Genomic DNA, 25,143 nt, shown 5'->3' with positions numbered 1-25,143 from the left:
GGCTACGCACACGCGCAGATCCGCAAGGCGATTATCAACGGAGAGTTCACGTCCGGGGACAGACTTCTGCAGGCAGAATTAGCAAAGCAACTCAATATTTCTGTTACCCCCGTCCGCGAGGCGCTTAGTCGCCTCAAGGAAGAAGGCCTTATCGAATCTGTTCCCCACCGGGGAACTACCGTCGCGAAACTCAACATTGAGCAGGCCGAAGAGATCTATGCGATGAGGAAGCTTCTTGAGCCGATCCTTATCCGGCGCAATATTGATTCCATCCCCGATGAGGATCTGGCGCGGGCGGCCCGCCTGATTAACAAGATGAAGGCAACGGACGATCTTCTTAAGTTCACGGCCATCAACGAGGACTTCCACAGAATCACGATGGGATACGACAATTCCTGGACATCCCGTGTCGTCCAACAGCTGGCCGGAATCGCCTCCCCCTACGTATCTTTCTCTCTCCGCCTGTACCCGGAACAGATCGAGGAGTCCCACCGTGCCCACGAGGTAATTCTCAGCGCCGCGGCAGATCGGGATGTCGAACGCTTCCTCGAACTCGAGGTCGCACACCTCGAATCCACCCTTGTCATTCTCCGCAAACTCGGCGATCGGGTGTAGTTTCACGTCGTACCCGGCGCGGCGGTTGCGAACTCTCTTTTTGAAGCGGCTACTAGCAGGTAACTGCACACGAGGACGTGTTTTCCCCGGTCACCTTGCCATCCGCTCATTGAACATGCCATCAAAGATCAGAACTCACCACCCGAAGAAAGATCAGAATTCCCCACCCGGACCACACCGATTGACGTAGCGTTGTAGCCATGGAAGATCTTGTTCGTCCGCGGCAGGAGAAGGAATCATGACAGAGCGCCACGACGATGGGGACCCTCGCAAGAATCCATCGCCCAAACCGTTTCAACCCTTCAAGAAAAAGAAGGTTCTGTTTTCGACGGTGTTCGGCGTTCTTCTCGTTGTTGGTATTCTCCTTTTTCGGCATTCTCTACTGAGAACCGCTGTCGATAGCGATATCAGCGGTCTCCGCATTTCCAACAAACGGTGCTACCCCCTGCCGACGAACAATCTCAAGGGACAAGATCAAGACCACTCGGCGGTCACCGTAAAACTTTGGAAGTCTGCGTAAAGCTCTTGCGGGACCTCTGCCAACGGCTTTCCTTTGAATTCTTAAGGCCCACAGCGCTTCCTCCGAATTCCTATGGCCCAAAGCGGCCTGATCTCAAACGCGTATGATGGCTGATATGCATATCCTGCGCGTTGGTACGAGAACATCCGATCTAGCCCTGGCTCAGGCTTCTGCCGCCGCCCAGGAGATCGTCGACGCCGATCCAAACCTTGAAGGCTTTGAGATCGTCGGAATCACGACGAAGGGCGATACCGACAGGTCGTCCCTGTCCCAAATTGGGGGAACGGGTCTTTTCACCTCCGCGGTCCGCGACGCACTTCTGGCCGGGGAATGCGATGTTGCAATTCACTCGGCAAAGGATCTGCCCGCGGCAGATCACCCCGAACTCTCCATGTACTTCCCGGAGCGGGTCAGCCCCCACGACGTGTTCATTGGACATACGGACTACCGCGGCCTGCCCTACGGAGCAAAGATCGGTACGGGGTCACCGCGCCGCGCAGCCCAGCTTCGCCACTTCCGCAAGGACATCCAGGTTGTCGATATTCGCGGCAACGTCCCGACTCGTATCGCACGTATCCACGACGATCTCGACGGCGTCATCCTGGCTCGTGCAGGCCTGCTCCGGCTCGGTCTTGATGAAGGACAGGACCTGCCGTACGAAGTTATGGTTCCCGCCGCTGGCCAGGGCACTATTGCAATCGAGACGGTGAAGGGATCGCCCTTCGAGCAATCCCTCGAGCGCATCGATCATGCCACCACTCGCCTTGAGATCACGGCAGAACGTACGTTTATGACAATCCTCGGTGCTGGCTGCACCACCCCTGTCGGTGTTCTCGGTGAATCTACGGGCAAGACGGTTGCGCTACATGCTCGCTACACCGGTGAGGGTTCGAAGATCGAGATCCGCCGTAGCTCCAACAATCCAGTTAGGCTGGCAACTGATCTTGCGGAGGAGTTCGTGAAGCGCGGGGTGCGGGTATGAAAGTCGCGATTACGCGACCGCCCTCCCCACGAACGGACGGCTGGATCGCCGTTCCCGTCACCTCCCGGATCCCGATTCGTTCCGGGATCGATGCCTTTGCCGAAGTGCTGGAAACCAAGCCGGACGGCACGTGGATCGCTGTGACCTCCCCGCACACTTTTAAGCTGCTTGCGGCCCGCGGAGTTACTGTGCCGGAGCGTTTCCGGCTGGCCTGCGTGGGCGAGGCCACCGCTAAGGCCGCACCCCGGAAACCCGAGTTCGTGGGGCCGCCGCCCGCGAGCGCCGAGTCCATGGTGGAGGCTTTCCCAGACGGTTCTGGGACCATCCTGTTCCCCGCTTCCGCCATGGCCTCCCGGACCCTGGAGAAAGGTCTCGTCGAGCGGGGCTACAGCGTCGATCGGTTCGATATTTATTCGTCGGAGGCAGATCCTGCCGGGGTTCTGAAGCTCGCGAACCAGCGGGCTGACGCGATCATTGTGACTGCGGGCAGCGCCGCCCTGGCTATTCACGATCACTGGCCAGCTTCGATTGAACTGCCTCCTCTTATTGCTTTTGGAGAGCCCACGCAGCGGACTCTCGCCTCGGCAGGTATTCCTGCCGCCCGAACCTCTGCCACCCCTGATCGCACGGGGCTGGAAGCCTGTCTGGAAAGGATTTGATGTGATTTCTCGTCCGCGCCGCCTGCGCACCACACCTGCCATGAGGTCCATGGTGAAAGAAACCGGTTTCACGGCCGGCAACCTGGTCCTGCCCATGTTTGTCCGCGAAGGGCTCCAGGCCCCAGAGCCGATCGGCTCCATGCCGGGCGTCTACCAGCACACCCTGGAGTCGCTGAAGGTAGCGGCACGCGAGGCCGTTGATGCTGGGGTTGGCGGCATCATGCTGTTCGGGGTACCAGCACACCACGACGCCGTTGGTTCGGCAGGCGTTGATCCCGAAGGGATCCTCAATGTTGGTTTGAAGGCGCTCAGGGACGAGATCGGTGACGAAGCCGTTATCATCGCCGACCTGTGCTTGGACGAGTTCACGGATCACGGTCACTGCGGTGTTCTTGCCGAAGACGGCACCGTGGATAACGATGCGACTCTCGAGATTTATCGGGAAATGGCAGTCATCCAGGCGAAGTCCGGGGCTCACATGCTGGGGCTGTCGGGAATGATGGATGGCCAGGTCGCGGCGTGCCGGGAGGCACTCGACGAGGCCGATTTCGCACACGTATCGATCCTCGCCTACTCCGCGAAGTACGCGTCGGCCTACTACGGCCCGTTCCGCGAGGCCGTTGATTCTCAGCTCAAGGGCGATCGCCGCACTTATCAGATGGACGTGGCAAACCGGACCGAGGGCTTGCGGGAAGCTCTTCTCGATATCGAGGAGGGCGCCGACGTCGTCATGGTGAAGCCAGCCGGGTCCTACCTGGATGTGCTGGCCGACGTTGCCGAGGCTTCCACGGTTCCGGTAGCCGCCTACCAGGTGTCCGGCGAGTACGCGATGATCGAGGCGGCTGCCGAACGTGGCTGGCTGGACCGGGACCGCACCGTCATGGAATCTGTTTCTGCTATTGCGCGAGCGGGCGCAACGATTATTTGTACGTATTGGGCGACGGAGCTCGCTAGGAAGGTGAACCATGGCTGATCTATTTACCCGCGCACAGGCTGTTATCCCCGGTGGAGTTGACTCCCCCGTTCGAGCATTCGGCTCCGTTGGTGGAGCCCCGGTGTTTGTTGAGCGGGCCTCCGGCCCCCACATTTACTCAGCTGACCGGGAGTACATCGATCTTGTTGGCTCCTGGGGCCCCGCGCTCCTTGGACATGCTCACCCCACCGTTGTCGAGGCGGTCCAGAAGGCCGCCTCAAAGGGTCTGTCGTTCGGTGCACCAACCGAGGCGGAAGTAGAACTGGCAGAGCTGGTTATCGATCGGGTGGAGCCTGTTGAGAAGATTCGGTTCGTGTCGACCGGTACGGAAGCGACGATGACGGCGATCCGTCTGGCTCGTGGTTTCACCGGCCGCGATCTGGTCGTCAAGTTTGCCGGTTGCTATCACGGCCACGAGGACAACATGCTGGTTGCGGCGGGCTCCGGCGTTGCCACGTTCGGAATGTCCTCCTCCGCCGGTGTCCCGAAGGGCACCGTCGAGGACACCGTTGTTTTGCCCTACAACAACCGCGAAGCAGTTGAAACGCTCTTTGCCACCCACGGGGAGAAGATCGCCGCAATCATCACCGAGGGCGCTCCGGCAAACATGGGTGTTGTTCCGCCCACCCCGGGCTTCAACGCTTTCCTCAAGGAACAGTGCGAGAAGGCCGGTGCACTTCTGATTCTCGACGAGGTGCTGACAGGTTTCCGGCTTTCCAAGGCTGGCATGTGGGGAATCGACCAGGACGTCCCCTACACCCCCGACCTGCTGACGTTTGGAAAGGTTATCGGCGGTGGCATGCCGATCGCGGCCCTTGGCGGTCGCGCCGATGTCATGGACTGGCTGGCTCCGCTCGGCCCCGTCTACCAGGCGGGCACCCTGTCCGGTAACCCGCTCGCTACCGCCGCCGGCATCACCACCCTCGCCCTTGCCGACGATGCTGTGTATGAGCAGGTGAACCGTTCGTCCCAAGCACTGTCCGATGGCTTTTCCCAGGCACTGTCGGCCGAGGGCGTGGGCCACACAATCCAGCGGGTCGGTTCCCTGTTCTCAATCTTGTTTTCGGACACCCCGGCAACAAACTACGACGAGGTCGCCGCACAGGACCAGTTCCGGTATGCCCCGTTCTTCCATTCGCTTCTCGAGGACGGCATTCACCTGCCTCCTTCGGTGTTCGAGGCCTACTTCGTATCCGCCACCCACACCGACGAGGTCATCGACAAGATCCTCGCCGCAGCACCCAAGGCGGCTCGCGCCGCCGCACAGGCAACCGCGTAGTGTCACTAACGGATCTGGCTAGCCTGCTCTCGGACGGCGACGTCGTCGTGGTCTCGGGAGCGGGCCTGTCAACCGATTCTGGGCTACCCGACTATCGGGGCAGTGGCGGTTCAGAGAAGCCGAGCGTCGACTACGACATGTTTGTCGGACTCGACATGTGGCAACGCTGGGTGTGGCAACGCAACCAGGAAAGCTGGAAGGCCCTCGACACGCTCCCACCCACAACCGGACACCGGATCCTGGCCGACTGGGAACGCCGGGGCATTGTCACCGGCACAGCCACCCAGAACATTGATGGAATGCATTTCAAAGCCGGGTCGAAGAAGGTTGCGGAGATGCACGGGTCGTTCACCCGCGTCACCTGCATCGACTGCAACCAGGTCACTCCTCGCAGCGAACTGGATCCCAGGTTGCGGGAACTTAACCCGCTCACCGTTGACGACCCAAACCCAGCCAACGCGGCTATTCTTGCCGAGGCCGACCGAGCATCTGCTGAGAAGTCGACATTTGTTCCCGCACCGTGCGCAAACTGCGGTGGAATTCTCAAGCCCGACATCGTGTTCTTCGGGGAGGGCGTCCAAGCGATCGACCAGGCCTTCGACTACGCCAGGGAAGCCAAAACAATCCTCGTGCTCGGATCATCCCTGCTGGTCATGACCGGAATGTGGGTCGTCACCCAGGGACTGTCCTCGGGGGCGAATCTTGCAATCATCAATCGCGGCCCCACCCAGGCCGACAGATATGCCGACATCAGAATCGACGCCGACATATCGGAGTCTTTGAAAGCCCTGGACGGACTTCTCAAATCCTAGGCTCCAGGCAACCGGTTCTGTACTGTCGGACTATGGATATCCGAGACCGAATCGCACAGCTGAACACGGACACGGTACTGGACGGCAACGTCCTCCACCTCTCGTTGGCAACCGATCTGCCACCATCGATTCTTTGGCCATATTTGACTGACCCGGTCCTGCTTCGCGCCTGGTCGCCCTACGTGCCCGACAGGGTCCTTACCTTCGAAGAGTCTGTTCTCGCCCGAGAGAACAGCGCGGACGAGCCGTATCTTTCCCAGATCATGGAGATCAAAGCCGAAGAAACACTTGCCCACACGTGGGGCGATGACACGGTCCGCTGGTCGCTGACCAACCCCGGGATCACATGCGACATGACATTGCAGGAACCCAAGTATGCCTCCTACTACGCGGCCGGGTGGCAGGTATGCCTCGCCGTCCTCCAAGCACTCCTCGAAGGCGACAAGCAGGAGCGCATCATCGGCATGGATGCCATGGAGTATGGCTGGCCGGAGCTCCAGAAAAAGTACCAGGCCGAGCTACCCGGACAGGAAGCCGCACCCGACGAAGGCTAACGAGAAGATACCTCGACACAGGTGGCGCTGTCAGAAGCCGGTGGCTCACTGCCACCGGCTTCTTCGCACACCACGCACCTGCGCTCGCAGTTACAACGGAGCTACGCCTGCGACGAGTCCTGCGCCTTCCCGTACTGGTGGGAAACGGACCAGGAGTGCATGGCGATAGCGGCGGCCGCCGCAACGTTCATGGATCTGGTTGAGCCGTACATGGGGATCTGCCTGACCTCGGCACACTCTGCGAGGAGTTCCGGGGAGATTCCGTTGGATTCCTGCCCAAAGACGAGAATTGACCGCTGGGGAAGCGGGCTCGCTTCCAGGTCCGTACATCCGGGAACGTTATCGATCCCAACGATCGAATAACCGTTTTCCCTCGCCCACGTCCCCAGGTCTGCGGGACCGGGCTGGTGGATGATATCGAGGTAGCGGTCGGTCACCATCGCCCCGCGCCGGTTCCACCTGCGCCTGCCAACGATATGAACTCCACCGACATTGAAAGCATTTCCAGTACGGACAATGGAGCCGATGTTGAGATCGTGCTCAAGGTTCTCGATCGCGATATGTAGGGCAGCGCGGCTCTCATCCAGGTCGGCCTTAATGGCCTCGACTGACCAGAAGCGGTACTTGTCGACAACGTTGCGAGTATCGCCGTTCTCCATGAGGTCGGGATCCAGACGGGGATCAGCCCCGAAATCACCGGGGCTGACCTGAGCATTGTCGGTCACTGCTGCGGTCCCGGCTGGTAGGGATTCTGATCCGGCGCCTGACCCTGGTTACCGTAACCACCCGGATGGCCACCGTAGCCATTTTGCTGATTGCCGTATCCGCTCTGCTGGGACCCGCCCTGCGGCTTGCCGTAACCGTTCTGCTCGTTGCCGTAGCCCTGACCGGGTGCCATGCCGTGCGTGGGCCGTCCGGCATCCCTGTTCGGGTCATAACCGCCGCGCTGACCGCCGAGGCTCGCGGCTCCGGGCTCGGGCGCGGGCTGCCAGTTATTGGGCTGATAGTTACCGAGATTGCCGTCCTGGGTTGCGAACGAGACGCGCGGGGCTTCACGGGAGTAGGAGGGGATCTCAAAGTATTCGGCGCGACGGAAGGAGAACATGCCGGCAATGATGTTGGCCGGAAATGCTTCGATCCGCGTGTTCATCCCGGACACGTTGGAGTTGTAGAAGCGGCGTCCTGCCGCGATTCGGTCTTCCGTGTTGGAAAGCTCTGCCTGGAGGTCGCGGAAGGGACCCGCCGCCTGGAGCTGCGGGTAGTTCTCGGCAACAGCGAAGATGTTGCCGAGTGCCCTGGACAGGTCGCCTTCGCGCTGTGCGCGCTGCGCGGTGGAGTTCGATGGCTGTGCGGCGATGTTCCTCATCCGGGTGACATCATCCAGGACGGCCCGCTCGTGTGCGGCATAGCCCTTGACGGTCTCAACGAGGTTCGGGATCAGCTGGTAGCGGCGGTGCAGTTCGACATCGATCTGCTTCCACGACTCCTGCACCTGGTTTCTCAGGCGAATAAGAGTGTTGTAGGTGCCGATCGCCCAAGCGATCACGATGAAGACGAGCAGGACAACGATGCCCAGGACGACCCATCCGATATCCATACGGACTCCTTGGAATTATCAGTATTGGCTAGAGAACAGCCTAATACCTTGGGAGGCTCTCTTCCGGGTGGAGAGCTCCCCCGCTATCGGCGCTCTCCGGGTGTGTTAGCGAAGCTCGTCGATGGAAAGGGCTGCGAGGTAGGGAACCCCGGATTCCTCGATGCGTTCCTTGGCTCCGGTCTTGCGGTCGACAACAACTGCGACGGCAACAACGTCGGCGCCTGCTTCTCGTGCTGCTTCGAGTGCCTCCAGGGGTGATCCGCCGGTCGTGGAAGTGTCTTCCAGAATAACGACCCTGCGTCCCTCAATGCTGGGGCCCTCAACCCGGCGCTTCATGCCGTGGTCTTTCGCGGCCTTGCGGACAACGAAGGCGTCAATGTCGAGGCCACGGGAGGCAGCGGCATGCAGGATTGCGGTGGCGACGGGATCGGCTCCCATGGTGAGCCCACCAACTGCGTCGGTTTCCCCTGCACCAAAGCCCTGTTCCTCGAGCATGTCGAGCATGACGTGGCCGATCAGGGGTGCGGCCTCGTGGTGGAGGGTTGCCCTCCGCATGTCGACGTAGTGGTCGGAGACAATGCCGGAGGCGAGGGTGACTTCACCCTCGATGACGGCAAGGTCGCGAACAAGCTGGATGAGGCGCTGGCGCTGCGTATCGTTCGTTTTCACGGGGCCAGTCTACTGGCGTCCGGACCGTCCCGGGCCCGCGGTCTTGCGAACCAGCCAGCGCGGCATGGCTCGTACGACACCGGCCGTCCCCTTATACAGCGGTGAGGGCGTGACGATAACCTGTCCGCGGCGAGCAGCATCAAGCGACCGTGACGCCACCTTCTCAACCGGGATAAAGGCAATCGCAGGCCACTGGCTCGAATCCACATTCGTGCGCTCGTGGAATTCGGTGTGGACAAGGCCAGGGCAGGACACGGTGACGAATACTCCGTAAGGCCTAAGGGTCTCGGCGAGCCCCTCTGAGAAAGTACGAACCCAGGCCTTGTGCGCGGAGTATGTTCCCTGGGCCGTCAGCGCCGTCATGGACGAAATGTTGAGAATGGCACCGTATCCGCGGCGCGCAAACTCGTTCGCGGCCGCGTGGCAGATGATGAGAACGGCTCGTGCCATGACATCGATGCCGCCGAGCTCTCGATCGAGAGATCCACCAATGAAGTCCTGGCCCAGACCAAACCCGGCGTTGTTAACTACCAGGCCAATGGGGCGGTTCCGGTCGGCCGCTCTTGCGCCAACGGCCTTTGCGCCGTCCTCGGTGGAGAGGTCTGCGGACAGGATCTCAACCTGCTGGCCGGTGAAGTTACGGATCCGCTCCGCGAGCGCTTCCAGGGCATCAACTCGGCGAGCAACGAGGACAATGTCATTTCCTTCGGCGGCGAGCTGCCATGCGATCTCTTTGCCGATGCCCGATGTTGCGCCTGTGACGAGTGCGGTTCCCATGCTTGAAGCCTAGCTGGAATAATGGCCCACATGAGACTTGCTACGTGGAACGTGAACTCCATCAGGACCCGCTTTGAACGTGTTGTCGATTTCTTGGAACGCTCAGAGACGGATGTGCTCGCTATCCAGGAAACCAAGTGCAAGGAGGAGCAGTTCCCCTACGAGGTCTTTGAGCAGGCCGGCTACGAGGTAGCGGTCGCCGGCCTCAACCAGTGGAACGGTGTGGCCATTGTTTCCCGCGTTGGCCTGGAGAACGTGCGGAAGTCGTTCGAGGGCCAGCCTGCCTTTGCTAAGCCCGATAAGGAACCGGTTGTTGAGCCCCGCGCGATCGCCGCAACCTGCGGTGGCGTGGACGTGTGGAGCCTGTACGTGCCGAATGGTCGATCGAACACGGACCCGCACTACACCTACAAGCTGTCGTTCCTCAACACGCTTGCCGAGCAGGGCAGGGGCTGGCTCGAAGCCGACCCGGAAGCTCAGATCGCTCTCGTTGGTGACTGGAACGTTGCTCCCCTGGACACGGACGTGTGGGACATCGAGGTATTCCGCGACCTGCTATACGTGACCGACCCGGAACGCCGTGCTTTTCAGGCAATTGTGGATGCTGGCTTTGAGGAAGTGACCCGTCAGTACGATACCCAGTACACGTTCTGGGACTATCAGCAGCTCCGGTTCCCGAAGAACGAGGGAATGAAAATCGACTACCACCACTACTCCCCCGCGCTTGCAAAGCGAGTCGATACCGCATTCATCGATCGTGATGAGCGGAAGGGGAAGGGGAGTTCTGATCATGTCCCCGTTGTCGTTGACTTGCTAGATTAACGCCATGAGCAACGCACCCGGCTACCCGAACCCGTACGCGGCCGCCCCGAATCCGCAGGCGAACCCCTACGTGTACCAGGCACCGCCTCCGCCACAACGCAAGGTCCCTGGTCGCCTCACCGGAATCCTCGCCATCTGCTTCTTCTGGACGGCCTCAATCGGGTGTGCCCTGGGCTTTGTGTCTATCCAGCAATCTCGCCGTGCCGGAACATCGGCAACCCTCGGGATCATCGGGTTCATCCTTGGCCTTGCTGTCTTCATCGGCATCTTCTTCTATGTCCTCTTCGGCGTCCTCGACGTCTGGAAGATCCTGTAAACCGAGGCAGCCGGAAGCCCCAGCGGGCCGGAAGTCCTCACGTATGAGTGAAGGCGCCTACCAGCCGGTGGGTGCCTTCATTGTTTGCGATTGATTCGGTGTCGTCGATGTGCCGGACCCGGCACTGAGGGATAACCCCGGTATCGGTAGGCCGGGCTGTTGCCCTAGAAGTCTTCTCCCGCTCTCATCTTCTCCGTGAGGCCCGGCCACATGTCGATGTGCTTCTGTCCAAAGTTCTCATCCCCGAGGTAAACGCCAGCTAACTGAGCGTCGGGGTCGACCCACAGGAACGAACCGGACTGACCAAAGTGGCCGAAGGCGCGGGGCGAGAAGGATTCCGCAAGCCAGTGCGGAGACTTGTCGGCCCTGATCTCAAAGCCAAGGCCCCAGGCATTGTTCTTCTGCCTACCGTAGCCGGGGAGGACCCCGGTGAGCTCACCAAAGCTCAGGCTGGTGGCTTCCTCGTAGCTTTCCTGGGAGACCAGGGTGGGGGCTAGTAGCTCGCGGGAGAAAGCGGCGAGGTCTTCAGCATTGCCTACACCCGAATGTGCGGGGGTGCCTTCAATAAGGATCGAGGACAGCCCGAGGGGTTCGAGGACTGTTTCCTCGATCCATTCCTGGAACTCCATGCCAACCCGTCCTGCCACATGATCCCCAAGGACTTCGATGCCCTTGTTGGAATAGATCCGGCGGGTGCCAGGCTCGGCCAGGGTGGCACCGTCGTTCAATGACAGGCCGGAAGCATGGCCAAGGAGGTGACGGACCGTGGCCGGACCGGCTTCGTCGTCGAGGCTGACGAGATGACGGTCGACGGCGACGAGGGTCGCGTATGTCGCGAACAGTTTGGTAACCGACGCAAATGGGAAATCTTGCGCTATTTGACCACGAGTTTTTATGACTTTGTCTACTGAGCTGAGAATTACCGCGTCCACGTGCTAAGTGTAGAACATGAGCTCTTGGCTAATTGATATGGATGGTGTCCTCGTACACGAGGGCCTGGCACTTAACGGGGCGAGGGAATTCCTCGACCTTCTTGACGAGAAGGGTATCCCCCACCTCATCCTGACGAACAACTCGATTTTCACGCCCCGCGACCTAGCGGCGCGGCTCTCCACCTCCGGCATCGAGCTCGACGAGTCCCGGATCTGGACCTCGGCCCTTGCCACCGCACGTTTCCTCGCCACGCAGTCGGACTCCCGTCGCGCCTACGTGGTTGGTGAAGCGGGACTGACGACCGCTCTTTACGAAGAGAACTTCATCATGACGACCACTGACCCGGACTTCGTGATCCTCGGCGAAACACGCACCTACTCCTTCGAGGCGATTACAACGGCAATCCGCCTCATCCAGAACGGCGCCCGCTTCATTGCAACAAACCCCGATGCGACCGGCCCCTCGGCCGAAGGCGACCTCCCTGCAACGGGTGCCGTTGCAGCCATGATCGAGAAAGCAACCGGCCGCACCCCGTTCTTCCTCGGCAAGCCCAACCCGATCATGCTCCGCCACGGCCTCAACAAGATTGGCGCCCACTCGGAGTCGACCTCGATCGTCGGTGACCGCATGGATACCGACATCCTCGCCGGTATTGAGGCTGGTCTCACGACCCACCTCGTCCTGACGGGCTCCACAAAGCGGGAAGAGATCGTGAAGTTCCCGTTCCGCCCCGATAACGTCCACAATTCCATCGCGGACGTTATCGAATACATCTAGATCCTGAGCTAGCAGATCGCTCGGATCTCACCACCTTTTATCGCACGCGCCCTGGGGAAACTCGGGGCGCGTTGCCATACTCGGGCAACATTTCTGATCCATTCCGTCGCGAAGTTCTCCCCACATTGCACCGGTCTCGCATATACAACGTCAATCTCATTAGTTATAGTCAAACTAGAACTATTGGCTAGGGAGGTTGGGATGTTGATCTGGATTGACCCGGCGAATGAACGGCCAATCTATGAGCAGATTGCCGACTCGGTACGGCGCTCGGCCGCCCAGGCCGATCTCGTTCCGGGAGATAAGCTCCCTACCGCATCGGATGTTGCTACGGGCCTTGGCATTAACAAGCACACGGTTCTCCGCGCATATCAGGGACTGCGGGATGAGGGGCTGGTTGACCTGCGACGGGGCCGGGGCGCCACAATCACTCCGCTCGCCGATGAGTTAGCAAAGCTTCGAAAGGAGGCGGAGGCTCTTGCCCGCCGAGCATCATCCCTCGGCATCGCACAGCCCACCCTCGCCTCACTCTTTGCCTTCGGCGGCGATAACGAGACCGAGTCCGCTGATGTCGACACTCCCCTGCAGGTAGGCACGCGGGAGCTCGCTGGCACATCAGCCTCTGCCGACGTTCACGAACAAACCGACAGCCAGGTGCATTTGCCTACGCCAACCAATCCCCAAACTCAAACCCGCAATGACAATCCGGAGGGAACGCGATGAAAGACCGCACGAACATGAATTCTGCGACCGAGCAGGAGCTCGCTTTCGCGAAACGCGTGGCGCGTTTTGTCGGCGTCTACTTCCCTCTTGTTCTCACCCTTGCCGCCACCATCCTTCTCATCGTTTGGATGGATCGTATGCCTGATCCGATGGCAACGCATTGGAGCGGTGGGGATGGACCGGACGGCTACGGTCCCGCCTGGTCAAACTTGGCATTGAGCCTCGGCACGGGCATCGGCATCACCGCGCTCTTCGCCCTTATTCCGTTCTTTGAAAGGCGCCGTTCAAAGTCCGTTGCCTGGGGTTGGACGAATAGGTTTATGGCCGCGATGGCACTGTGGACCGTTAGCTTCATGCAGGTGCTGGCAGTTCTCACCTCGTACGTTCAGCTCGACTTGGACGACGCTACCCAGGCCCCCGGAGTCGGCGCTATCGTCCTCATTGGCCTTGTTGTAGCCACTCTTCTTGGAATCCTTGGCTGGTTTGTGCAGCCGAATCTGACTGTGCACGCACCAACCTCCGAGATCACTAATCCCATCAAACTTGCGCCAAGTGCCCGGGCCGCCTGGTTCGGAACAACCTCGATGCCGAAGCCACTCGCGTTCGCGCTCGTTGCCACCACTCTCGCGTTGCCTATTGTGCTCCTCGTTGAGTTCGCGAGCCCCGATCGTGACACCACAACGATTGTTGTGTTGGCCATCTGTTCCATACTCAGCTTGGGCCTCATAGCCACCGTCCTGTCATTCCGCGTGCGGATTGACAAGCACGGGGTTGAGGTTAGGTCAGTGCTGGGGTGGCCGGTGTTCCGGGTTCCTGCCGACGACATTATCGGCGTCGAGGTCCGCGAGATCCACGCATTCTCCGAATACGGCGGATGGGGCATACGCGTGGCCGGTGATCGGTTCGGCATCGTCCTGCGCAATAGCGAGGGGTTCATCATCACCCGTAAGAGCCGGTCCCGAACCTTCGCGGTCACCATCGACGATGCTCGCACCGCAGGTTCACTGCTGGCCCGGATGGCCGAGAACAACAACCGCTCCAAATAGGCGCGTCTCAAGGATCCTGTTTCCTTGGTTCCCGGTTTCCAACCTTCCCGGATCGACTAATCTCGTGATTATGGATACCGATGCCGCTATCACCGAGTTTTGGGCGGGCGCCCGGAAGGCCCTGCCAGGCCTTCCCGAGAATCCGGCCGTCGCATGGTCTTTTGGGGCAACACCCAAGCATGCTGACGAGCTTCTCAATCTTGTTCTCGAAGGCGCTAAGACAGGAACGGCATCTTCGCTTTGGGACCACCACACCACGGGCGAACCGATTCCCTACGTGGGCGAGTACAGCATCATCCTCGACGGCCAAGGTTCACCCCGGGCCATTATCGAAACCTACGACGTCCAGATCGCTCTGTTCACCGAGGTAACAGCGGAACACGCACATGCTGAGGGAGAGGGAGATCGAACGCTCAAGGCCTGGCGGGAGATCCACAGGGAGTTCTGGAAGAAATACTCAGAAAGCCCCAAGGGCTTCCGGGAGGACATGCCGGTGGTGTGCGAAAGGTTCCGGGTAATCTACCGCGGAGATCCGGGAAACTGATCACCTCAAGTGCCTTCATAGTTTCGTTTGCTCGACGTACCTAACAGTTTCGTTTGGCGGAGTCGACACAGCCAGCAGTTACTGACCTGGCTTCCGTTTCTTCAGCTGATCTTTCAGCCGTTTCATACAGTGCCCACTATCAGGAGCCAACCGTCTGGATCAGTAGCATCGCCTCGAGCATCTCAACGGTGGCGAGCAGGCTCCGCGGGATGAACTCTGCAACGGTGAGGCCAACGACCTCGGAGTCTTTCGACACGTCCGCGACAAGCCTTTGCAGTTGGGCTCGTGTGAGCCCTCCCGGCACCACTCCAAGACCGAGAACTATTTCATCGCCGTCTACCACATCAACGTCAATGTGGATCGCGACCTTCGAGCATCCGGTCAAACGTATCCAGGCAAGTAGAGACTCCCTTGATGCACGCACGTCGTCGGGCGCGAAAGTTTGTAGACCCCACTGCCCGACATGCTCATAGGCATCCTCGGTCCAGTCATGGAGGCCGACGAGCGCTACCCTGCTGGAGTCCACGGTGGCGGGCAGCAGCTCAGCAATCTCGGGGTCACCATGCCCAAGCAAGTAGCTTACGGCCATGGCGTGGTAGCCGTCGTAGCCCGTCTCAGGCGTATCGACATCGGGATGCGCATCAACCCAGAGGACAGCAAGGTCATCACCGTATTTCTCGGCGAGGGCCGCGAATGGTGCAACGCTGACCGAGCATTCCCCACCGAGCGTCAGAATACGATCAGCATCATGCTCACGAATCAGCTCGAGAGCATTCTTTAAGCTCTCCATCACCGTGCCGCGAGACTCGATCCCGTTGGTCGTACCTTCGTCGCCAGTATCCGGCACCGGCACCACGGCGGTTGGGCCATGATGCTCGGGAAGCACGGCGTCGCGTACGCGCGAACCGACTGCGTAGCCCTTACGAGCATGTGCCTGGCCAATCTCAGGGACCAGTTGCTCAACGTTTCCCCTGGTGGCCCCTGGTACTGGGGCCAGACGAGACGGAGTGTGGATGCGGACGGCAAGATACTCTCACTGGTCATACAGCGACCGTAACATCTGCTTCGATCCGTGCCAGCGCTTTGTCATCATGCAGGCAGGTGCCACCCGGGTGGCACCTGCCTGGCTACATCAACTTACTCAGTACTGAGTTGGGTTTAGCGCCACCCGAGGACCGGGGCCACGTGGGTGATGATCGATTCGAGAACGTGGGCGTTGTAGTCCACGCCCAGCTGGCTCGGCACCGTTAAGAGCAACGTATCGGCGGCCTGAATGGCCTCATCTTCTTTCAGCTGCTCAAATCAGGGGTTCGGGTTCGTCGGCATAGGTACGGCCAAACACCGACCTGGTGGAGTCGATGTAGCCGAACTGGTCCTTACGGTCCCCGCCTCCAAAGAAGTATTCCTTATCTAGATCGCTCGTAATCGCAAAGATTGAGCGAGACACGGACACTCGGGGCTCGAAGCCGTGGTCGTGCTTCGCCCATTCTTCGCGGAACACCTCAATCTGCTTGCGTTGCTGTACGTGGAAAGGCTCGCCCGACTCATCATCCTTCAGGGTTGAGGACATGAGGTTCATCCCGAGCTTCGCAGCCCACTGCGCCGTCCCATTCGATCCGGAGCAGGCCCGGAGGGTTCGGAAACATGGGATTTGGATTGGGCTCAGCAAACCGGTTGCCTTCCAGAACGTGGAGCGCGATCTGGGTCTTCTTCCTCGCCATGTCAGCATCCGTATCGCCCTTCTCCGGCTCAAACCCAAAGTAGCGCCACCCGTCAAGGACCTGCTCGGGTGAGCCACGGGAGATGCCAAGCTGTAGTCGACCTTCGGAGATCAGGTCTGCCGATGCTGCATCCTCAGCGAACTGGAGCGGATTGGCATAGCGCATATAACGGTTACAACACCGGTTCACATAAGCTTGGTTGCATGGTTGAACTGGTGTCGCTGAGGAAGACGAACGAGGTGGCCGCGTACGTCCGCGCCTCGATGGACCGCAAGGGCGACCGGTGGACCATCGAGACCCAGTTGCGGAAGATCAGGGCACTCGCCGAGGCCAAGGACTAGGAGGTCGTCGAGGTCTACGACGATAACGCTGTGTCGGCGACCAAGAAGCGCCGCGCTGGCACCCGGTGGGCCGAGATGCTGGACGATGCCCGCGCGGGCCGATTCTCGATGGTGGTCGCCGTGGACATGGACCGGCTCCCGCGCAGCGCGAAGGACCTCAACACACTGATCGACCTCGGTCTGCGCGTCGTCACCGTGGACGGCGAGATCGACCTCTCGACGGCGGACGGCGAGTTCCGCGCGACGATGCTCGCGGCTCTCGCCCGCTTCGAGGCCCGACGCAAGGCTGAGCGTCAGATCAGGTCGAACGAGCGCCGTCGTGCCGAGGGCATACCCACGTCCGCCTGGAAGGCGTTCGGCTGGACGCGTGAGGGCGAGCTGATCGAGGAGGAGGCAGAGGCCGTCCGGCGAGCCTTCGATGCGTTCCTCGGCGAGCCGTCGCTGTCGATCCGGCGCATCCGCGAGGACCTGAACAGCGCCGGTCACCTCACCGCGCGCGGGCCGGAGTTCTCTGTCGATGCCGTACGCTACCTGCTGGCGAACCCGCTCTACGCGGGGTATATCAAGCACTACGCCTCGGGCGAGCTGTACCCGGTGCAGGGCGAGGCCTTCCCGCCCATCGTGGCGAACAGACGTGGCGGGCCGCGGTGGCGAAGTTGGAGGACAACGTGCGTAGGTCGACCAGGCAGGGCAACCAGCCGAAGTACCTCCTGTCCACTATCGGCCTGTGCGGGAAGTGCGGTGCGACGTTCGTCTCGGGGACGAACAGCCGGAAGCAGCCGACGTACCGCTGCGGCGAACAGTTCCACCTCACCCGCCAGCGCGAGCCCGTCGATGCGATAGTCACCGAGGCCGTGCTCACCCGCCTGTCCTCGGTGGACGTGCACGACCTCGTGATACCGCAGGAGGGGGACGGGCTGGATCGCGAGGAGCTGCTGACCGAGCGGAACGCCCTGGTCGAGCGCGTGAAGGAGCTGAGTCCGCTGCTGCGCGACATCCATCAGCCGGTCCTGGAGATCACCGCGGCGAGTCCGGGCGTGCCGAGCGCCGCAAGCGCACGAGCGCCCTCTCGGCAGACTTCACCCCGGTGGGCGCGCAGGCGTTCTTCGACTACCACCAGCAGCAGAACGCGCAGGACGAGCAGCGGCAGCAGCTCGGCAGTCCGGAGACGATGGAGGCGTTGACCTCGATCCTCACCGCCGTCGAGGCGCAGAACGCGAGGCTCGGCCGGCTGGCCGAGCAGCAGAAGAAGCTCGCGGGGTTCGTGAAGGTCATGGACGAGGAGACGACGAGGCGGCTGGAGCGGATCACGGCCCCGGCCTCGACCTCGTCACCCTCAAACGACGTGTTCGCGAGGATCGCGAGTATCGAGAGCAGGCAGAACGAGATCGCGAGCACGCTCGGCGAGTTCGCGCAGAGTCTCAACGGCGAGAGCTTGAACGCCGCGTCGCGGACCTTGGTCGCGGAGGCGCAGAGGAATCACGCGGCTACGGCCTCGGCGATTGAGGGGCTGAAGATGCAGGCCACAGCGAACCAGAAGCTCGTGAGCCAGGTCGGCGGCGCGGTGCAACGGATCGAGAAGCGCACCGAGGAGCGGGTCGAAAAGGCGGTCGAGCAGGTCGCCGGGGAGGCATCGGTCACGATGACCGCGAACCTCGACGCGTCGAACGAACGGGCCGAGCGGATCATCGCCGCCACCGCGAAGCTGGAAGCCCGTCAGCTCTGGTCGGCGGCCGCGGCGATGTGTCTCGCCCTCCTGCCGGTGGTCGTGGTCGTCGCCGGGCTCTGGATGGGCATCGCCGGGCTCATCACGGGCGCTCAGTGGGCGCTGGACGTGGACGGGAACGTGTGGCTCGGCATCGGGCGGTGGCTCGCGGTCGGCGCTGGCCTCGCCGGATCCAGCTACGGGCTCTTCGCGTCCACCCGCTGGGTCGCAGGTTTGGTGGAGACCTGGAGGGGCCGCGGGATGCCGACGTGGCCGAGCTGGCGCAAGAGGTGACCGCGATTCCCGAGGGCAAGCGCGCGGAGCGCGTGCGGCAGCCCCTGCATCTGGACGATTGGTCAGCGTGCACTGTATAGTTCAGTGCATGCTGACCATTGCTTCGCGCCTCGACGCCATGAACCGGCTTGGCCGGGCCATGGCCGACCCGACGCGCTCCAAGATCCTGATGTCCCTGCTCGACGGCCCGAGCCGCCCTGCCGTGCTGTCGCGCGAGCTGGGGCTGACGCGCTCGAACGTGTCCAACCACCTGACGTGCCTGCGCGACTGCGGGATCGTGGTCGCCGAGCCCGAGGGCCGCCAGACCCGCTACGAGATCGCCGACCCGCATCTGGCCGGGGCGCTGACGGCGCTGGTGGACGTCACGCTCGCGGTGGACGAGAGCGCGCCGTGCATCGACCCGCACTGCTCGGTGCCCGGCTGCTGCGCCGCGACCGGTTCAGGGGACGCCTCGTGAGCGCCGCCTGCGGCTGCGACGAGCCGACCACCAGCGCCGCCGAAGAGGCCGAGGAGGCCGAGCGCCCGTGGTGGCGCGATCCGGGACTGGTGGTGCCGATCCTCTCCGGCGTCGCGTTCGGCACCGGCCTGGTGCTGGAGTGGTCGGGGCTGCACGTCGCGGCGCTGGTCGCGTTCTGGGCGGGCCTGCTGCTGGGCGCGTACACGTTCGTGCCCGGCGCTCTGCGGAACCTGTTCGTCAAGCGGAAGCTGGGGATCGCGCTGCTGATGACGATCAGCGCCGTCGGCGCAGTGATCCTCGGCTACGTCGAGGAGGCCGCCGCACTGGCGTTCCTCTACTCGATCGCCGAGGCCCTGGAGGACAAGGCGATGGACCGTGCCCGCGGCGGCCTGCGCGCGCTGCTCAAGCTCGTGCCGGAGACCGCGACCGTGCTGCGCGACGGTGCCTCGGTCGAGGTCCCTGCCAAGGAGATCGCCGTCGACGACGTGCTGCTGGTCCGTCCGGGCGAGCGGGTCGCGACCGACGGGACTGTCCGGTCCGGTCGCTCCAGCTTGGACACCTCGGCGATCACCGGCGAGTCGATCCCGGTCGAGGTCGCCCCCGATGACGCAGTGTCGGCGGGCGCGATCAACACCGCCGGGGTCCTGGAGGTCGAGGCGACCGCGGCGGGCACCGACAACTCGCTGACCACCATCGTGGAGCTGGTCGAGCAGGCCCAGGCAGAGAAGGGCGAGCGTGCGCGCATCGCCGACCGGATCGCCCGTCCGCTGGTGCCCGGCGTGATGGTCCTCGCCGTCCTGGTCGGCGTGCTCGGATCGCTGCTCGGCGACCCCGAGACCTGGATCACCCGCGCCCTGGTCGTCCTCGTCGCCGCCAGCCCGTGCGCGCTGGCGATCGCGGTGCCCGTCACCGTGGTGTCCGCGATCGGGGCTGCGACGAAGTTCGGCGTCGTCATCAAGAGCGGTGCCGCCTTCGAGCGCCTCGGCGGCATCCGCCACCTCGCCGTGGACAAGACCGGCACCCTGACCTGCAACCGGCCCGAGGTCACCGCCGTCGTCGCCGCCGACTGCTTCGACGACGCGCAGGTGCTCGGCTGGGCCGCGGCGGTGGAGCAGCACTCGACGCACCCTCTCGCCGCCGCCATCGCCGCCGCGGGCCAGGGAGCCCCCGCCGCGCAAGAGGTGACGGAGGAGGTCGGCCACGGCATCGGCGGCACCGTCGACGGCCTCCGGGTGAGCGTGGGCAGCCCCCGCTGGATCGACGCCGGACCGCTCAAGGCCCGGGTCGAGGACCTGGAGGCCGAGGGCCAGACCTGCGTGCTCGTCACCGTCGACGGCCGCCTGGCCGGGGCGATCGGGGTCCGCGACGAGCTGCGCCCCGAGGTCCCCGACGTCGTGCGCACGCTGAAGAGCCAGGGCGTCGAGGTGAGCATGCTCACCGGAGACAACGCCCGCACCGCCCACGCCCTGGCGCAGATCGCCGGGATCGGCGACGTGCACGTCGAGCTGCGGCCGGAGGGCAAGGCCCGCATCGTGGCCCAGCTCTCCGAGCAGTCACCCACCGCGATGATCGGCGACGGCATCAACGACGCCCCCGCCCTGGCCGGGGCGACCGTGGGCATCGCGATGGGCGCGACCGGCTCCGACGCCGCGATAGAGTCCGCCGACGTCGCCTTCACCGGACACGACCTCGGCCTGATCCCGCAGGCGCTGCGGCACGCCCGCCGCGGCCGGGCGATCATGAACCAGAACATCGTGTTGTCCCTGGCAATCATCACCGTGCTGCTGCCGCTGGCCATCACCGGCGTGCTCGGCCTGGCCGCAGTCGTGCTCGTCCACGAGGTCGCCGAGGTCGTCGTCATCGCCAACGGGCTGCGCACCGCGCGTGCCCGCAAGAGCTAAGCGGCGGCCGCGTCGCCTGAGACGGCGTCACCGGCCGCGGTCCGCGCGGACAGAGCCTGAGAGGAGTGGATCATGGAGATCACGTTGCAGTACTTCGACGGGTGCCCGAACTGGGAGGTGCTCGACCGGCGGCTCACCGAGGCCCTCGACGGCCGATCGGACGTCCGCGTCGTGCATCAGCGAGTCGAGACTGCCGAAGACGCCGCCCACCTCGGGTTCCACGGGCCCCCGACCGTCCTCATTGACGGCTCCGACCTCTTCGCCGACGAGCACACGCCGGTAGGGCTCGCCTGTCGAGTGTTCCGCGCTCCTGCCGGGCTGGCCGGTTCGCCCACCGTCGATCAGCTGCGCGAAGTACTTGATGCGCCTCTATGAGGGTGGAGCACCGCCGGGTTGCGCGATCATCGCACCGACGCTCAGCGCAGCAAGAGCCTCCTTCATCGAAAACCAGCCAGGATTGCCGTCAGCGTTGTGCTGTAAAGCGCGCCGACGCTGACAACGGGTGCTACAACCCGGGCATGCGCTAGCGCATGTCGATAACGCCGGTACCGATCTCGATCTTCTCGGTCTTCGCGCCGATCGCGGCGAGTAGCGGGAAGGGAGATCCGAGTTGCTGGGCGACGTGGTGAACTCGGAAGTAGGCACCGTCGGCACCGACCTCTTCCGCTGCCTGAGCAAGTTCAATACTTTGTAGGAGCGAGTCCCCGCCCGACCTTGCCGAGGAGCTGGGATGGTCGTTCCAGTGGCCGAACGACAGGAAACCTATTTTCTTTGTCATACCAGCTATCAACGCAGAACGTGGCCCACAATTCCGGGACACCATTCACACCCCAGCCGATTCGAGACGCAGACCACTTTCCCAAAAGGTGGACCAACTATCCGGGATTCGAATTCCGGGTCATGATGGTTCCCATGTTGACACGCATGAAGATGACAACCCGCCTCGCCGGGGATCTTCGCGCGCGAATGTGCAGGTAAGCATTTAAAACGCGTGCGGAGAGGCTACGGGCCCGCGCCGCGCACAGCTTGACCGGCATAGAAGAACACCCACCCACCAATTCCGCGGGACACCCATATCCCCAGGAATTGCCTCCCGGGAATCACCTCACTGGAATCTCCTTCCACCAAAGCGAACAACCTAGCTGGAATCTCCTTCCAGTAAGCAAGTCCCTAGATTCCCTTACCCGGGTTCCTCTTCACCCTTGTGCCGGTCTGAACACAAGGTATTCACAATGTCGTCACCCCTTTGCCAAGGCCCCCTTATCTCGTTTGAGCTCATGCCTCCCCGCCACCCGGATCGAGCACCGAAGTTCTGGGGCACGGTTGATCGCCTCATGAAGTTCCGTCCCGACTTCGTATCCGTCACGTACGGCGCGGGAGGTAAGGACGCCGACACCTCCCACGAGGTCATCACCAAGCTCGTTCAGCACACCCCGGTCCAGCCCATCGCCCACTTCACGTGCGTTGGTAGCTCCCGGGAGACCATCAACGAAGAGCTCTCCAACTACCTCAAGACCGGCGTCCGCACCTTCCTGGCGCTACGCGGAGACCCACCCGTCGGCATCCCCAACTGGCATCCAGAACCCAACAGTCTTCAGTCCGCCGTCGAGCTGGTGACAACGTTGCGCGAGATCGAGGACGAGGCCTGCAAGGCCTCCCCCGCTGCCGCTCTCCGTAGCGCCTTCAAGCCACTCACGATTGCGGTTGCTACGTTCGCGAACGGCAATCCGGCAGCAGGCACAAGCGTTGATGACGAGGTGAACCGCCTCCTGGTGAAGCAGGCGGCGGGAGCTAACTTCGCAATCACCCAGCTGTTCTGGGACCCGGAGGTCTATGCAAGCTTCGTCGAGAAGTGCCGCCGCGCCGGAGTGAGGATCCCGATCGTTCCCGGCATACTCCCTCCGGTCGAATCCCGCAGGCTCCACCGCACGGCCGAACTCACCGGAATCACCGCCCCGCAGCACCTCATTAACCGTCTTGAGGAGGCTGAGGAGCTCGACAGGGCAGAGGCCGAGAGGAACGGCGGCAAGCCGAACGAGTTCGGCCACGCGTACGCCGCTGGTATCAACTTCGGAGAGGGCCTCGCCACAAGCGTTCTAAACGCTGGAGCACCCGGCCTTCACCTGTACACCTTCAACCGTGCCGAACCTTCCCTGGACCTCCTCAAGAAGATCGGGATCACCGGACTTGACGGCACTGATGACGAGAAGAAGGAAGCCGCCTAGGCGCGCCCCTTGACGGCTTGCCCACCGATCGCCGTTGTCTCACCAGCACTTCAACCAGCACCGATTCCTTAACCATCCGACCATCGTCGAATCTCCAACTTTCGACACTGACCGCCTCCCATCCCAAACTGCGTCCGCCGCCCACCGGACCCAACCCCCTTTACCGCCAAACACCTAGCCCGAACGTTTTACCCCCGAACCCTTTCCACCTACCCCAATTCCCGCCGGCACGACTGTCAGCACCACATGCAGAAACCATTCTGAAAAAAACACACAAGGAAGTAATCATGTCTCTTTCATCCACGATCCTCGGTTATCCCCGCGTTGGCCGTAAGCGCGAGCTCAAGAAGGCCGTCGAGGCGTACTGGGCTGGTCGCAGTGACGCCGCAGGCCTCAAAGAGGCCGAGGCCGAACTCCGCAAAGCCAACCTGGCACGCCTTGTCGAGCTAGGTCTTGACCGGGACGGTTCCGCACTGCCGGAGAACTCATCGCTCTACGACCAGGTTCTCGACATCACCTTCCTACTTGGCGCAGTACCGGAGCGTTTCCGCGGACTTGGTGGCCTTGACCAGTACTTTGCTCTCGCTCGCGGCAACGCGGAAGTGTTCCCGCTGGAGATGACGAAGTGGTTCGACACGAACTACCACTATCTCGTTCCCGAGATTGGTCCCGATACTCCGATCTCGCTCAAAAACACCGATCTCGTGGACCGCTTTACCGAAGCCAAGTCCTGGGGTTACCTAACCCGCCCCGTGATCGTCGGCCCCGTCACCTACCTGGCACTGTCAAAGGGCGAGACCGAAGGATATGACCCGCTCGACCGCCTCGAGGATGTCGTTGCCGTTTACGAGCAGCTTCTCACAGCGTTTAAGGCCGCCGGTACAGAGTGGGTTGAGATTGATGAGACCGCCGTTGTTTCCGACAACCTGTCTACCTCCCGCGACGGGATTATCGCCAAGGTTGAGCAGGTCTGGACACACCTTCTGTCGAGTTCCAACCGCCCGAACGTTCTTCTCGCCGCACCTTACGGAGATTCTACGAAGGCTTTCCCGGCACTCGTTCGCACGGGCGCCGAAGCAATTGCTATTGATCTGGATCGCGGCACTCTCCCAAGCACCGACGACCTAGCAGGCATCAACAACCTCTCCTCCCGCACGCTCGTGGCTGGCGTCGTAGATGGCCGAAACATCTGGGCAACCGACCTGAACAAGGCGAAGGATCTGCTTGAGCAGGCAAAACACCTTGGATTCACCGTCAAGGTTGGTACATCCTCGTCACTTCAGCACGTCCCCCACGACACCGGTCTGGAGAACTGGGCTAATCCCGAACTCAATGAAAACCTGCACGACTGGCTGGCGTTTGCCGACCAGAAGATCGAAGAGGTAGTTATTCTCGACCGCGGCCTCACCGAGAGCTGGGACGCCATAGCCGACGAGCTTTCGAAGAACGCCGACATTCTCACCCGCAGGGCAGCCACCGCCGGCGTTGCCGTGGACGCTGTGCGCGAGCGCGTTGCCGCTCTGACAGAGGCCGATCGCACGCGCGGTGACTACGCCGAGCGCGAGGCTGCCCAGGAGGCACGCCTGAACCTTCCGCCGCTTCCCACGACGACCATTGGTTCTTTCCCGCAAACAGCGGAGATTCGTACCTCGCGAGCAGCTCATGCTCGGGGCGAGATTGACGATGCTACGTACGAGGATCGCATGAAGGAGGAAATCGAGCGTGTTATTCGCCTCCAGGAAGAGCTTGATATCGATGTTCTCGTTCACGGCGAGGCGGAGCGCAACGACATGGTTCAGTACTTCGGTGAACTGCTTGATGGTTTCGCGGTGACGAAGCACGGCTGGGTTCAGTCCTACGGTTCCAGGTGCACGCGTCCGTCGATCCTGTGGGGCGACGTG

At 62.1% G+C, this 25,143-nt stretch carries 31 protein-coding genes; 22 read left to right on the top strand and 9 right to left on the bottom strand.

Annotated features, from left to right (window positions below):
- From ACTHUY_RS07315 to ACTHUY_RS07280, 8 genes are all read left to right on the top strand, one after another.
- On the top strand, positions 1–615 hold a 615-nt coding region (locus ACTHUY_RS07315), incomplete at its 5' end, for a GntR family transcriptional regulator (RefSeq protein ID WP_441678276.1).
- Between the two features lie 238 nt (positions 616–853).
- Positions 854–1,135, top strand: a complete 282-nt coding sequence (locus ACTHUY_RS07310; RefSeq protein WP_441678274.1) for a hypothetical protein — start codon at positions 854–856, stop codon at positions 1,133–1,135.
- Positions 1,136–1,250: 115 nt separating this feature from the next.
- Positions 1,251–2,117 (top strand): hydroxymethylbilane synthase, encoded by an 867-nt coding sequence (gene hemC, locus ACTHUY_RS07305; RefSeq protein WP_441678272.1) that lies wholly within the window; start codon positions 1,251–1,253, stop codon positions 2,115–2,117.
- Positions 2,114–2,776: a uroporphyrinogen-III synthase gene (locus ACTHUY_RS07300; RefSeq protein ID WP_441678270.1), complete on the top strand. Its 663-nt coding sequence runs from the start codon at positions 2,114–2,116 to the stop codon at positions 2,774–2,776. Before hemC ends, ACTHUY_RS07300 begins: the two co-directional genes overlap by 4 nt.
- 1 nt (position 2,777) lies before the next feature.
- Positions 2,778–3,749 (top strand): porphobilinogen synthase, encoded by a 972-nt coding sequence (gene hemB / locus ACTHUY_RS07295; RefSeq protein ID WP_441678268.1) that lies wholly within the window; start codon positions 2,778–2,780, stop codon positions 3,747–3,749.
- A complete protein-coding gene (gene hemL, locus ACTHUY_RS07290) occupies positions 3,742–5,028 on the top strand; it encodes a glutamate-1-semialdehyde 2,1-aminomutase (RefSeq protein WP_441678266.1) in 1,287 nt (428 codons plus the stop codon). Before hemB ends, hemL begins: the two co-directional genes overlap by 8 nt.
- On the top strand, positions 5,028–5,840 hold the full coding sequence (locus ACTHUY_RS07285) for a Sir2 family NAD-dependent protein deacetylase (protein ID WP_441678264.1): 813 nt from the start codon (positions 5,028–5,030) through the stop codon (positions 5,838–5,840). The genes hemL and ACTHUY_RS07285 overlap by 1 nt, the downstream gene beginning before the upstream one ends.
- 32 nt (positions 5,841–5,872) lie before the next feature.
- Positions 5,873–6,394, top strand: a complete 522-nt coding sequence (locus ACTHUY_RS07280; protein WP_441678262.1) for a hypothetical protein — start codon at positions 5,873–5,875, stop codon at positions 6,392–6,394.
- Between the two features lie 101 nt (positions 6,395–6,495).
- Here the strand turns inward: ACTHUY_RS07280 and ACTHUY_RS07275 are convergent, their stop codons facing one another.
- The 4 genes from ACTHUY_RS07275 to ACTHUY_RS07260 form a co-directional block, all read right to left on the bottom strand.
- Positions 6,496–7,119 carry a TrmH family RNA methyltransferase gene (locus ACTHUY_RS07275; RefSeq protein ID WP_441678260.1) on the bottom strand — a complete coding sequence of 208 codons (624 nt, stop codon included), beginning with the start codon at positions 7,117–7,119 and terminating at the stop codon, positions 6,496–6,498.
- The gene (locus ACTHUY_RS07270) at positions 7,116–7,991 is read right to left on the bottom strand and encodes a LemA family protein (protein ID WP_441678258.1); all 876 of its coding nucleotides are present in this window, start codon (positions 7,989–7,991) and stop codon (positions 7,116–7,118) included. The genes ACTHUY_RS07275 and ACTHUY_RS07270 overlap by 4 nt, the downstream gene beginning before the upstream one ends.
- Before the next feature lie 105 nt (positions 7,992–8,096).
- The gene (pyrE, locus tag ACTHUY_RS07265; protein WP_441655515.1) at positions 8,097–8,660 is read right to left on the bottom strand and encodes an orotate phosphoribosyltransferase; all 564 of its coding nucleotides are present in this window, start codon (positions 8,658–8,660) and stop codon (positions 8,097–8,099) included.
- A 9-nt stretch (positions 8,661–8,669) separates the two neighbouring features.
- Positions 8,670–9,437 carry an SDR family NAD(P)-dependent oxidoreductase gene (locus tag ACTHUY_RS07260; RefSeq protein ID WP_441675237.1) on the bottom strand — a complete coding sequence of 256 codons (768 nt, stop codon included), beginning with the start codon at positions 9,435–9,437 and terminating at the stop codon, positions 8,670–8,672.
- Positions 9,438–9,467: 30 nt separating this feature from the next.
- Here ACTHUY_RS07260 and ACTHUY_RS07255 point away from each other — a divergent pair, with 30 nt between their 5' ends.
- On the top strand, positions 9,468–10,259 hold the full coding sequence (locus ACTHUY_RS07255; RefSeq protein WP_441675235.1) for an exodeoxyribonuclease III: 792 nt from the start codon (positions 9,468–9,470) through the stop codon (positions 10,257–10,259).
- 4 nt (positions 10,260–10,263) lie between these two features.
- Complete coding sequence (locus tag ACTHUY_RS07250; protein WP_126704121.1) at positions 10,264–10,575, top strand: hypothetical protein; 312 nt, start codon at positions 10,264–10,266, stop codon at positions 10,573–10,575.
- Positions 10,576–10,739: 164 nt separating this feature from the next.
- On the opposite strand, the gene ACTHUY_RS07245 is transcribed toward ACTHUY_RS07250, so the two are convergent.
- Positions 10,740–11,507, bottom strand: coding sequence for a serine hydrolase domain-containing protein (locus ACTHUY_RS07245; protein ID WP_441675234.1), 768 nt, complete (start codon positions 11,505–11,507; stop codon positions 10,740–10,742).
- 16 nt (positions 11,508–11,523) lie between these two features.
- Here ACTHUY_RS07245 and ACTHUY_RS07240 point away from each other — a divergent pair, with 16 nt between their 5' ends.
- The 4 genes from ACTHUY_RS07240 (at position 11,524) to ACTHUY_RS07225 (ending at position 14,598) form a co-directional block, all read left to right on the top strand.
- Positions 11,524–12,285 (top strand): HAD-IIA family hydrolase, encoded by a 762-nt coding sequence (locus tag ACTHUY_RS07240; protein ID WP_441675233.1) that lies wholly within the window; start codon positions 11,524–11,526, stop codon positions 12,283–12,285.
- A gap of 201 nt (positions 12,286–12,486) precedes the next feature.
- A complete protein-coding gene (locus ACTHUY_RS07235; protein ID WP_441675232.1) occupies positions 12,487–13,008 on the top strand; it encodes a GntR family transcriptional regulator in 522 nt (173 codons plus the stop codon).
- Positions 13,005–14,054 (top strand): DUF1648 domain-containing protein, encoded by a 1,050-nt coding sequence (locus ACTHUY_RS07230; RefSeq protein WP_441678257.1) that lies wholly within the window; start codon positions 13,005–13,007, stop codon positions 14,052–14,054. Before ACTHUY_RS07235 ends, ACTHUY_RS07230 begins: the two co-directional genes overlap by 4 nt.
- A gap of 70 nt (positions 14,055–14,124) precedes the next feature.
- Complete coding sequence (locus tag ACTHUY_RS07225) at positions 14,125–14,598, top strand: ASCH domain-containing protein (protein ID WP_441655508.1); 474 nt, start codon at positions 14,125–14,127, stop codon at positions 14,596–14,598.
- A gap of 139 nt (positions 14,599–14,737) precedes the next feature.
- On the opposite strand, the gene ACTHUY_RS07220 is transcribed toward ACTHUY_RS07225, so the two are convergent.
- The 3 genes from ACTHUY_RS07220 to ACTHUY_RS07210 all read right to left on the bottom strand — a co-directional run bounded on the left by ACTHUY_RS07220 (position 14,738) and on the right by ACTHUY_RS07210 (position 16,484).
- The gene (locus ACTHUY_RS07220) at positions 14,738–15,484 is read right to left on the bottom strand and encodes an arginase family protein (RefSeq protein WP_441678255.1); all 747 of its coding nucleotides are present in this window, start codon (positions 15,482–15,484) and stop codon (positions 14,738–14,740) included.
- Between the two features lie 411 nt (positions 15,485–15,895).
- Entirely contained in the window at positions 15,896–16,168 is a 273-nt protein-coding gene (locus tag ACTHUY_RS07215; protein ID WP_441678253.1) for a hypothetical protein, read from the bottom strand.
- Complete coding sequence (locus ACTHUY_RS07210; RefSeq protein WP_441675230.1) at positions 16,146–16,484, bottom strand: hypothetical protein; 339 nt, start codon at positions 16,482–16,484, stop codon at positions 16,146–16,148. Before ACTHUY_RS07210 ends, ACTHUY_RS07215 begins: the two co-directional genes overlap by 23 nt.
- 38 nt (positions 16,485–16,522) lie before the next feature.
- Between ACTHUY_RS07210 and ACTHUY_RS07205 the strand changes: the two genes are divergently transcribed.
- The 6 genes from ACTHUY_RS07205 to ACTHUY_RS07180 all read left to right on the top strand — a co-directional run bounded on the left by ACTHUY_RS07205 (position 16,523) and on the right by ACTHUY_RS07180 (position 21,392).
- Complete coding sequence (locus tag ACTHUY_RS07205) at positions 16,523–16,660, top strand: hypothetical protein (protein ID WP_441678251.1); 138 nt, start codon at positions 16,523–16,525, stop codon at positions 16,658–16,660.
- A 30-nt stretch (positions 16,661–16,690) separates the two neighbouring features.
- The gene (locus ACTHUY_RS07200) at positions 16,691–17,503 is read left to right on the top strand and encodes a recombinase family protein (protein ID WP_441678249.1); all 813 of its coding nucleotides are present in this window, start codon (positions 16,691–16,693) and stop codon (positions 17,501–17,503) included.
- A gap of 244 nt (positions 17,504–17,747) precedes the next feature.
- Positions 17,748–18,659, top strand: coding sequence for a hypothetical protein (locus ACTHUY_RS07195; protein WP_441678247.1), 912 nt, complete (start codon positions 17,748–17,750; stop codon positions 18,657–18,659).
- 88 nt (positions 18,660–18,747) lie between these two features.
- Positions 18,748–19,116 carry a Cd(II)/Pb(II)-sensing metalloregulatory transcriptional regulator CmtR gene (gene cmtR, locus ACTHUY_RS07190; protein WP_441675225.1) on the top strand — a complete coding sequence of 123 codons (369 nt, stop codon included), beginning with the start codon at positions 18,748–18,750 and terminating at the stop codon, positions 19,114–19,116.
- Positions 19,113–21,017, top strand: a complete 1,905-nt coding sequence (locus tag ACTHUY_RS07185; RefSeq protein WP_441678245.1) for a heavy metal translocating P-type ATPase — start codon at positions 19,113–19,115, stop codon at positions 21,015–21,017. Before cmtR ends, ACTHUY_RS07185 begins: the two co-directional genes overlap by 4 nt.
- A gap of 72 nt (positions 21,018–21,089) precedes the next feature.
- A complete protein-coding gene (locus ACTHUY_RS07180) occupies positions 21,090–21,392 on the top strand; it encodes a hypothetical protein (protein WP_441678243.1) in 303 nt (100 codons plus the stop codon).
- A gap of 148 nt (positions 21,393–21,540) precedes the next feature.
- On the opposite strand, the gene ACTHUY_RS07175 is transcribed toward ACTHUY_RS07180, so the two are convergent.
- Positions 21,541–21,795, bottom strand: a complete 255-nt coding sequence (locus ACTHUY_RS07175) for an LLM class flavin-dependent oxidoreductase (protein ID WP_441678242.1) — start codon at positions 21,793–21,795, stop codon at positions 21,541–21,543.
- Positions 21,796–22,249: 454 nt separating this feature from the next.
- Here ACTHUY_RS07175 and ACTHUY_RS07170 point away from each other — a divergent pair, with 454 nt between their 5' ends.
- Together ACTHUY_RS07170 and metE are read left to right on the top strand one after the other, a co-directional pair.
- A complete protein-coding gene (locus ACTHUY_RS07170) occupies positions 22,250–23,242 on the top strand; it encodes a methylenetetrahydrofolate reductase (RefSeq protein WP_441678241.1) in 993 nt (330 codons plus the stop codon).
- 287 nt (positions 23,243–23,529) lie between these two features.
- A partial coding sequence (gene metE, locus ACTHUY_RS07165) for a 5-methyltetrahydropteroyltriglutamate--homocysteine S-methyltransferase (RefSeq protein WP_441678239.1) occupies positions 23,530–25,143 on the top strand: 1,614 nt, incomplete at its 3' end.

This window comes from Flaviflexus sp. (assembly GCF_052087705.1).
GTDB classification, from domain to species: Bacteria; Actinomycetota; Actinomycetes; order Actinomycetales; family Actinomycetaceae; genus Flaviflexus; species Flaviflexus ciconiae.
Note: the sequence above shows the minus strand (reverse complement) of the source record. Positions and strands in the feature narration are given on the sequence as shown.

What these genes read in the sequence shown, in the direction of transcription:
- ACTHUY_RS07260 (WP_441675237.1), bottom strand. Translation starts at nt 9,437, where the DNA reads ATGGGAACCGCACTCGTCACAGGCGCAACATCGGGCATCGGCAAAGAG.
- ACTHUY_RS07175 (WP_441678242.1), bottom strand. Translation starts at nt 21,795, where the DNA reads ATGACAAAGAAAATAGGTTTCCTGTCGTTCGGCCACTGGAACGACCAT.
- ACTHUY_RS07170 (WP_441678241.1), top strand. Translation starts at nt 22,250, where the DNA reads ATGTCGTCACCCCTTTGCCAAGGCCCCCTTATCTCGTTTGAGCTCATG.
- hemL (WP_441678266.1), top strand. Translation starts at nt 3,742, where the DNA reads ATGGCTGATCTATTTACCCGCGCACAGGCTGTTATCCCCGGTGGAGTT.
- ACTHUY_RS07250 (WP_126704121.1), top strand. Translation starts at nt 10,264, where the DNA reads ATGAGCAACGCACCCGGCTACCCGAACCCGTACGCGGCCGCCCCGAAT.
- ACTHUY_RS07310 (WP_441678274.1), top strand. Translation starts at nt 854, where the DNA reads ATGACAGAGCGCCACGACGATGGGGACCCTCGCAAGAATCCATCGCCC.
- ACTHUY_RS07205 (WP_441678251.1), top strand. Translation starts at nt 16,523, where the DNA reads ATGGTTGAACTGGTGTCGCTGAGGAAGACGAACGAGGTGGCCGCGTAC.
- ACTHUY_RS07235 (WP_441675232.1), top strand. Translation starts at nt 12,487, where the DNA reads ATGTTGATCTGGATTGACCCGGCGAATGAACGGCCAATCTATGAGCAG.
- ACTHUY_RS07300 (WP_441678270.1), top strand. Translation starts at nt 2,114, where the DNA reads ATGAAAGTCGCGATTACGCGACCGCCCTCCCCACGAACGGACGGCTGG.
- ACTHUY_RS07240 (WP_441675233.1), top strand. Translation starts at nt 11,524, where the DNA reads ATGAGCTCTTGGCTAATTGATATGGATGGTGTCCTCGTACACGAGGGC.
- ACTHUY_RS07180 (WP_441678243.1), top strand. Translation starts at nt 21,090, where the DNA reads ATGGAGATCACGTTGCAGTACTTCGACGGGTGCCCGAACTGGGAGGTG.
- ACTHUY_RS07210 (WP_441675230.1), bottom strand. Translation starts at nt 16,484, where the DNA reads ATGCGCTATGCCAATCCGCTCCAGTTCGCTGAGGATGCAGCATCGGCA.
- ACTHUY_RS07215 (WP_441678253.1), bottom strand. Translation starts at nt 16,168, where the DNA reads ATGTCCTCAACCCTGAAGGATGATGAGTCGGGCGAGCCTTTCCACGTA.
- cmtR (WP_441675225.1), top strand. Translation starts at nt 18,748, where the DNA reads ATGCTGACCATTGCTTCGCGCCTCGACGCCATGAACCGGCTTGGCCGG.
- hemC (WP_441678272.1), top strand. Translation starts at nt 1,251, where the DNA reads ATGCATATCCTGCGCGTTGGTACGAGAACATCCGATCTAGCCCTGGCT.
- ACTHUY_RS07230 (WP_441678257.1), top strand. Translation starts at nt 13,005, where the DNA reads ATGAAAGACCGCACGAACATGAATTCTGCGACCGAGCAGGAGCTCGCT.
- ACTHUY_RS07280 (WP_441678262.1), top strand. Translation starts at nt 5,873, where the DNA reads ATGGATATCCGAGACCGAATCGCACAGCTGAACACGGACACGGTACTG.
- ACTHUY_RS07270 (WP_441678258.1), bottom strand. Translation starts at nt 7,991, where the DNA reads ATGGATATCGGATGGGTCGTCCTGGGCATCGTTGTCCTGCTCGTCTTC.
- ACTHUY_RS07255 (WP_441675235.1), top strand. Translation starts at nt 9,468, where the DNA reads ATGAGACTTGCTACGTGGAACGTGAACTCCATCAGGACCCGCTTTGAA.
- ACTHUY_RS07225 (WP_441655508.1), top strand. Translation starts at nt 14,125, where the DNA reads ATGGATACCGATGCCGCTATCACCGAGTTTTGGGCGGGCGCCCGGAAG.